We start from the raw sequence: 7,508 nt of genomic DNA, 5'->3' as shown, positions 1-7,508 counted from the left end.
GGCGAGGACCGCCGCCGCGGTGAGGGCGGTGGCGGCGAGGGTGGTGCGCATACGCATTGCGACACTCCTTGTGAGGGTGGCGATTTCAAGTGTGCCGATCACACTCGCCCTCGATCACAAGCGATCCGCTCCTCGGCGCGCCGGGATTGCCCCGACCTAGGGCGTGTCGCCCTCCCGACCCGCCGGCGCCGCGGCCGCCGGAGCGGCGACGCTCAGTGATTCCAGCAGCTCCCGGGCCGGGTGCAGCCCCGGCTCGGCCGCCACCGCACGGTGCAGCAGCCCGAGGGCGAGCGCCCGGTCCCCGGCCGCCAGGGCGTCCAGCGCCCGGTTGTAGTCGATCCGTCCGGCGTAACGCAGCCGGAACAGCACCGACAGGTCCTCCCGGCAGGAGGCGCAGCGCAGGGCCTGCGGATCCGCCGGCACCCTGCACAGCGGGCACAGCACCTCGGGGGCCCCCGAGAAGGCGTCCACGGCGCTCATCGCGGCCCCGCCTCCTCCGGCCGGACCGGGCCGAGCGACTCCTGGGCCGGCTCGCTGCCCAGCTCCCGCTCCGCCTGCGCGTACAGGGCCAGCAGGTTCGACATGTGCCGGTTGACGTCCGCCATGTTGGGCGCCTCCACCGCCGCGTCCAGCCCGCGCAGCTCGGCCATGATCAGCTGGGCCAGGGCGGGCGAGACCATGTTCTGGGTCACGTAGACGTTGCACATGGTGAGCATCCGCATGGTGTGCCCGAGCGAGTCGCACAGCTCGTCCGCCTTCCGGGCCGCGCGCATCGCGCCCTCCCAGTCGGCGGCCTCGCGGCGCAGCCGCAGCTCGGCGGCCACCGACCGCAGCCGGTCCAGGTCGCTCGGGTCGAGGTGCTTCTCGCAGTAGTGGATGAACAGGCTCAGGTACGCCTCGGAGCCGCGCACCCAGCGCTGGGCCTTGAGCTGCTGCTGGGCCCGCTCCAGCGCCGCGTCCACCGACTGGCCGCGGGTCTGCCCGGCCGCCAGGTCGTCCAGGGTGTCCATCAGCCGCTGCGTCTCACGCATCTCGGCCTCGGTCAGCTCGCCGCCCCAGCGGTCGGTGAAGGACTCGACCTGCCGCTGCTGCTCCTCGACCTGCACCTTCAGCTCGGGGTCGAGGGTGACCCGCTCCAGCTTGACGGTCTTCTCGGCGCCGCCCTGGATCCGCACCGACAGGGTGATGGTGCGGTCCCGGTCGAGGCCGAAGGAGACCTCCACCGGGGTGCGGCCGCCCAGGCCCTCGGGAAGCCTCAGGGTGAGGTGGCCGATCAGCTCGTTCTGCTGGGCGATCTCGTGCTCGCCCTCGTAGACCGCCACCTCCAGCCGCTGCCGGCCGCTGCCGGAGACCACGAACTCCCGGCTCACCGGCGAACTCGTCGGGTAGCTGGTGTTCTTGGGGATGATGACGGCGAGGCGGCCGTCGTTCAGCTCGATGCCGAGGTTCTTCGGGGTGATGTCGAACGGGTTGGTGACCTGCGCCAGCTCGCCGCAGCCCGGGCAGACCTCGCAGCCGGGCGGATTGACCACGCCGCAGGCGGCGCAGCGCAGGCCGACGTCCTCGGCGGCGCTGGTGGCCACCCTGGTGTGGCCGGGGGCGGCCGAGTTGAGCGGCTCGCCGCACAGTTCGCAGGCGGTGACGCCGGGGGCGGCCGGGGTGCCGCAGCGCGGGCAGTTGTCACCGCGCACCACGGTGGTGGCCCGGGTCTGCTGCGGGATCGTCGCGCCGCCGCCCGAACCGTCCAGGGCCTGCTCGCACTTGGGGCAGGCGGCGGCGTCGGCGTCGACCGGGATGTGGCAGGTCGGGCAGGAGACCCGGGCGCCGCCGAGCAGGGTGGTGGCGCAGTTGGCGCAGTTGGAGGCGGACAGGTCGCCGGGGGCCCGGCACTCGGGGCACTCCACCTCGCCGACCAGCGCGGACTGCACGGCCGCGCCGAGCGCCACGCACTGCATCGGGTTGACGCCGCGCCGGATCCGGCGGGGGCCGAACACCTCGCCGAGCCGGCGGGCGACCAGCGGGATCGCGGTCGAGCCGCCGACCAGCACCACCTCGTCGATGTCCCCGACGGTCAGGTTGGCCTGCATGATGGCCTTGTGGGTCAGCTCGATGGTGCGTTCGATCCGGGCCTCGATCAGCTCCTCGAAGCGGGCCCGTTCGAACTCCGTCTCCAGCACCAGCTGCCCGGCGCCCAGACCCGGCAGGATGACCTCGGAGGACTCCTGGTTGGAGAGCTCGATCTTGATGGTCTCGGCGGTGGCGGCGATCTTCGGACGGTCACGCAGGTCGGGCTGGTACTCCGAGCCGTACTCCTCCCGGATGTCCTCCAGCAGCGCGGTGGTGATCCCGCGGTCGAAGTCGTCGCCGCCGAGCAGGTTGTCGCCCTCGATGCCGAGCACCGAGACCGATCCGGGCACCAGCAGCAGGATGGAGATGTCGAAGGTGCCGCCGCCGAGGTCGTAGACCAGGACGGTCCTGCCCTCGTCGCCCGCCTCGGAGGTGATGCCGTAGGCGAGGGCGGCGGCGGTCGGCTCGTTGATGATCCGCAGCACGTGCAGGCCGGCCATCCGGCCCGCCTCCTGGGTGGCCGCGACCTGCCGCTCGCCGAAGTACGCGGGGACGGTGATCACGGCCCGGTGGAAGGGCTCGCCGAAGCGCTGCTCGGCGTCCTCCCTGAGGCGGTGCAGGATGATCGCGGAGATCTCGATCGGGGTGTACGAGCGGCCGTTGAACCAGACGTTGACGTCGCCGTCGGTGCCCGCGGTGACCTTGTAGTCCACCTCCTTCAGGGCCGCCTGGACCTGCGGGTCCTTGAACTTGCGGCCCATGAAGCGCTTGACCGAGCGGATCACGTTGGCGCCGTCGATGGCGATCCGGCTGCGCGCGGTGGAGCCCACCAGCAGCTCGCCCTTGCGGCCGCTGCCGACCACGGAGGGCGTGGCCTCCTGGTTCTGCCGGTTGAAGATGATCTCCGGCTCGCCCCGGCGCAGGTGGGCGACCACGGAGTTGGTGGTGCCCAGGTCGATGCCGAGTGTGCGGTACATGTCGTTCCCCTCTTGCCCCTCGTGGTCCTGGCTACTTCTTGCGCTTGGCCTGCTTGGCCACGGCCTTGCCCCGGCGGCGGGCCCGGGGCGGGGCCGCCTTGGGCTGGGCGCGGGTGGCCGTCGCGGCGGTGGTGGTGGCGGGCGGGACGGCTTCGACGGCCTCGGGCTTCCCGGGTGTCCCGGGTGTCCCGGGCGCCTCCGCCTCGACGGCCTCGGACCTCTCGGGCTCGACTGACTCGACGGGCTCGACGGCCGCGGTGACCTCGGGTGTCCCCGGTTCGACGCCCGCCGGCTCCGGGAGCGCGGGGTCCGCCTCCGTCGAGGCCACCGCCGGCCCGTCCTGCGGTTCGGGGTCCGGATCCGGCTCCGGTGCGGCGACCACCACCTGGGCCCGGCGCAGCACCTCGTCCCCCCAGAAGAACCCGGTCACCACCGTCCGCACCACCGTCTCCGGCGCCACCCCGGACCTGGCCTCGGTGCCCACGATCTCGGTCAGGTCCGGGTCGGCCGTCATGCCCTCCAGGCGCATCGGCCGCACCCTGGCCTTGGCGAGCTGCCCGAGCAGCCGCCGCCGGGTGGCCTCCAGGCCGTCGCCGCGCCCGAGCGCCACCAGTTCGGGGTTCAGGCGGAGCGCGGCGAGCGCGTCGTCCACCTCGACCAGGATGCCCAGCAGTTCGCGCTGCTCGGCCCGGGCGGCCTGCTTCTGCTCCGTCAGCTTGCCCCCCAGCAGGGACGCCCGGAAGAGCAGCCGGCCGAACGCCTGCTCCAGGTCGACGTCCTCGACGCCGGGCGGGACCTCCAGCCGCCGACGGCCGTCGAGCAGGGAGGCGGCGGGTACGTCGGTGGGTACGTCGGTGGGTGCGTCGGTCATTCCGGAACCTCGATCTGCGGCAGCACGGACAGGTCAGCCGCGTAGCGGGCGGGGACGGGCGGTTCGGGGTCGGCGCCGCCGGGGGCCGGCTCGGCGAAGTCGGCGGCCAGCTCGGCGCGGTGGAGGGCGGGCAGGGCGGCGGGCGGCAGCGGCGGGCGCTCGATCACCAGCAGCGGTTCGGCGAGCGCGGGGGCCAGCAGCTCGGCGGCCTGGTCGACCGGCTCCGGCGGGAGGGGCTGCTGGAGGTCCGCCTCCAGGCGCCGGTCCGGGTTGCGCAGCAGCGCGGCGGCCTCCTGGATCTGCTGGCGGCTGTACCGGCCGGCCCGCATCGCCGGTCCGACGGCGAGGTTGATCTCGCGCACGCCGGCCGTGAGCGGGATGCCCAGGACCTCGTACGGCGACGGTTCGTGCAGTGGCATGGCGGGCGGTCTCTCTCCTCACGGCGGCGGGGACGGCGCGGGTGCCGGCACGGCTGCGGCGTACGGTCTAGGACGACGCCAACTGCCGTGCGGTTGCCGTCAGTAGAGCGAGTTGATCCGCATCTGCATCGCGTGCAGCTCGATGTCGTCCGGGCTGTGCTCGACGGCCTTGCGGGCCAGGTCGCGGGCCTCGCGCAGCTGCCGGGCGTTGGCCCGCTGGACGGCGAACGAGCCGTAGACGATGCCGAGTTCGCGGTGCAGCTTGTCGGTGTCCTCCGGAGTGCCGGAGAGTTCGAGAGCCTCCTCCAGCAGCTTGATCGCCGCGCGGTAGCGGTGGCCGTCGTAGTGGCCGATGGCCTTGCCGCGCCAGACGCTGACCATCAGCCGTCGGATGTCGGTGGAGTCGTCGTAGGACCTGGCCTTCTGGAGCATCGCGGCCTGGTCGGTGAACGGCTGGTCCTGCATGGCGTCCATCACGTGGTTGGCGAGCATCACCGAGACCCGGCGCGGGGCCTCGCGGTCGACCCCGCCCTCCCATTCCGGGTCGGCCCGCAGCGCCTCGGCCATCCACTCGACGGCGCGCCGGCGGTCGTCGGCGAAGGCGGCAGAGCGGGCGAGGTGACGCAGCACGAAGGCGAGGCCGAGCCGGTTGTCCGGGTCGGGGTTGAGTTCGATCAGCGCCCGCCAGGCCTCGGCGGCCTCCTCCAGCTCCGCGTCGGTGGCGTCGGGGCGGCTGAGCTGGCCGGCCCGGTTGCCGAGGGCGGCCTCCAGGAAGTGCCGGGCGGTCGGGTCGCCGGGGACCAGTTCCAGGCTCTTCTCCAGGAGGGCGAGGGCGCGGGGGTAGTCCTTGTCCTCGTTGTTGATCTTGCGTGCCCACTGGGCGTAGGTGGCGCCGAGGTCGCCCCGCACCTCGGGGTCGTCGGGTGCCAACACCAGTGCCTTCTCCAGGAGTTCGGCGGCTCCGGCCTGGTCGTCCAGGCTGTTCTTGAGCAGCGCGCGGGCGGCCCGGACGCCGGACTCGGCGGCGATCGCGGCAGCGTCGGCGGGCAGCCGGGCGCCGGGGACGGCCCGGGCGCGGGTGAGGCTGTCCAGGGCCTCGCGCCAGTCCTGGTTGCGGTGGTGCTCGCGGGCCTGGCTGACCAGCGACTCGCCGAGCAGGGCCTGCCAGTCCTCGCCTCGCCGCTGTTCGGGCACCGCGTCCAGGGCGGCGACGGCGGCCGCCTGCCGGCCCTGGAGTTGCAGGTAGCGCTGCGCGCCGAGGTCGCCGAACAGGCCGAGGGCCCGGGTGGGCGCGGGCGCGTCGGCGTCGGCGGGCCGACGCCAGGGCCGGACGGCCTGCTCGAAGGCCTCGGCCCAGCCGGCGGATCCGGGCTCGGCGCGCAGCAGCCGGTCGAGGGCCGGGCCGAGTGCGAGGCGGCGGGTCGGGCGGCCGGGCAGGGTGATCCGGACGTCCTCCTGGGCCAAGGCGTCCGCGCAGTGCGCCTCCAGGCCGAGGCGCAGCGTCCAGGCGGTGACCTCGTCGCCGCTGCGCCCGGCGGTCCGGTCCAGGGCGCGCAGGTCGTCGCGGAGGCGGTCGAGCAGTCCGGTGCGGGCGGCGGCGAGCCGCTGGGGCTCGGCGGTGCGGCCGGTGATCCGGGCGGACTCGGCCCACAGCTCGGGCTGGTGCAGGGCGGCGACGAGGCTGCCGAGCGTCCAGGCCCAGACCTCCTCGTCGGACGTGTCGGAGCCGGCGGCGAGCCGGTAGCCGGCCAGGCCGAGCGCGTGCAGCAGCCGGGGGTGGGCCGGGTCCTTGAGCAGCAGCTCGCGGTAGGCCTCCCAGGCCTCCCGGTGGCGGCCGTCGGCGGCGGCCTGGTGCGCCTCGTGTTCGGCGAGCAGGACGAGCGCGCCGGCCACCCGCTCGTGGCCGGGGAGCTCGTCGCCGGTGCTTTCGTGGCCGGGTGTCTCACGGCCGGTGCTCTCGTGACCGGGTGTCTCGTGACCGGGGGCGAGTCCGAGGGCCTGACGCAGGTCGACGGCGGCCGGGCCGGGCCGGCCGGCGTCCAGGGCGGCGCCGGCCCGGCGGACCAGGACGGCTGCGCGGGCCGTCCGGGCGTCCGCGGGCAGGCCGGCCAGGGCCTCGTCCAGCCGGCCGAGTTCGGCGCGCAGCAGGGCGAGGTCGAGCCGGACGGGCGCGGCGGCGGCGCCGTCGCCGAGCACCTCGGCCCAGCGGGCGAGCACGGGCTCGGCCTGCTCGGGGGTGCCGGCCCGGCGGGCGCAGTCGAGGACGGCGCGCAGTGCGGGGGCGGCGCAGCGCACGCAGCGGGGCGAGGCGGCGGCTTCGGGGGCGTGCTGGTGGTCGGTGCAGGCCTCACGGCCGCAGCCACCGCAGGTGCCGGTGGCGGGGCGGTCGCAGAGCGCGCAGTCGCCGGTCGGCGCCCCGGTGGGGGCGGCGCCGGCCTGGAGGAAGTTCCGGTACCAGTCCAGGGCGGCGGCCCAGTTGCCCGCTCGTTCGGCGAGCAGGGCACGCAGCCGGGCCGTCGCCGGGTCGCCGGCCGGGTCGGGCGGGCCGAGCAGGGCGATCGTCCGGGCCGGACGGCCCGCCAGCAGGGCGACGGCGGCCAGGTGGTAGCGGTCGCGCCGGCCGCTGCCGGCGTCGAGCAGGGCGGTGACCGGCTCCGGGGTGCCTTCGGCCAGGGCGAGGGCGGCACGCAGCCGGGCCTGGCGGTGGGTGAGGGCGCCGGGCAGGGTGTCGGCGAGGGCGAGCGCGGCGGCGGCGCGGCGGCGCGGTTCGGCGTGGTCGCGGCCGGTGACCAGGAGGTGGGCGGCCTCGCGCAGGGCGGCTTCGCGCAGCGCGGCGCGGTAGCCGGGGGCGGCCGGGTGCTCGGCGGTGGCCTGCTGCCAGAGTTCGCGGGCGGCCGTCGGGTCGGTGGCCAGCCGGGTGCGGGCGAGCCGGTCGCGGGCCAGGGCCCGGCGAGGGTTCAGCTCCTCGTCAGCCAGTGCCTCCCAGCGGGCGAGGGCGCCGGCCGGGTCGTCGGTGCGGGCGAGGGCGAGGCCGTGGTGGAAGGCGGCGATGGCGGTCCAGCGGGTGCCCGGGTCGGTGTCGGCCTCGGCGCGCAGGATCGGTTCGGCTTCCTCGGCCTGCCCGGCGGCGAGCAGGGCGGCGCCGAGCCGGACCCGGGCGGGGCGCCAGTCGGG

At 75.5% G+C, this 7,508-nt stretch carries 4 protein-coding genes and 1 pseudogene; all 5 read right to left on the bottom strand.

Annotation, left to right across the window (positions count from 1 at the left end; all coding sequences use genetic code 11):
• Positions 1-156: 156 nt before the first annotated feature.
• Positions 157-480: a hypothetical protein gene (locus ACFU7Y_RS35790; protein WP_380770855.1), complete on the bottom strand. Its 324-nt coding sequence runs from the start codon at positions 478-480 to the stop codon at positions 157-159.
• Positions 477-3,044, bottom strand: coding sequence for an Hsp70 family protein (locus ACFU7Y_RS35785; protein WP_224281204.1), 2,568 nt, complete (start codon positions 3,042-3,044; stop codon positions 477-479). Before ACFU7Y_RS35785 ends, ACFU7Y_RS35790 begins: the two co-directional genes overlap by 4 nt.
• A 31-nt stretch (positions 3,045-3,075) precedes the next feature.
• Positions 3,076-3,915: a nucleotide exchange factor GrpE gene (locus ACFU7Y_RS35780; protein ID WP_380770854.1), complete on the bottom strand. Its 840-nt coding sequence runs from the start codon at positions 3,913-3,915 to the stop codon at positions 3,076-3,078.
• Entirely contained in the window at positions 3,912-4,334 is a 423-nt protein-coding gene (locus tag ACFU7Y_RS35775) for a hypothetical protein (protein WP_380770853.1), read from the bottom strand. The genes ACFU7Y_RS35780 and ACFU7Y_RS35775 overlap by 4 nt, the downstream gene beginning before the upstream one ends.
• A 99-nt stretch (positions 4,335-4,433) precedes the next feature.
• A pseudogene (locus ACFU7Y_RS35770) lies at positions 4,434-7,508 on the bottom strand (hypothetical protein); the annotation flags it as partial.

The organism is Kitasatospora sp. NPDC057542 (assembly GCF_042801945.1).
GTDB lineage: Bacteria > Actinomycetota > Actinomycetes > Streptomycetales > Streptomycetaceae > Kitasatospora.
The sequence above is the reverse complement of the archived record's forward strand: the minus strand, read 5'-3'. Positions and strand labels throughout refer to the sequence as shown.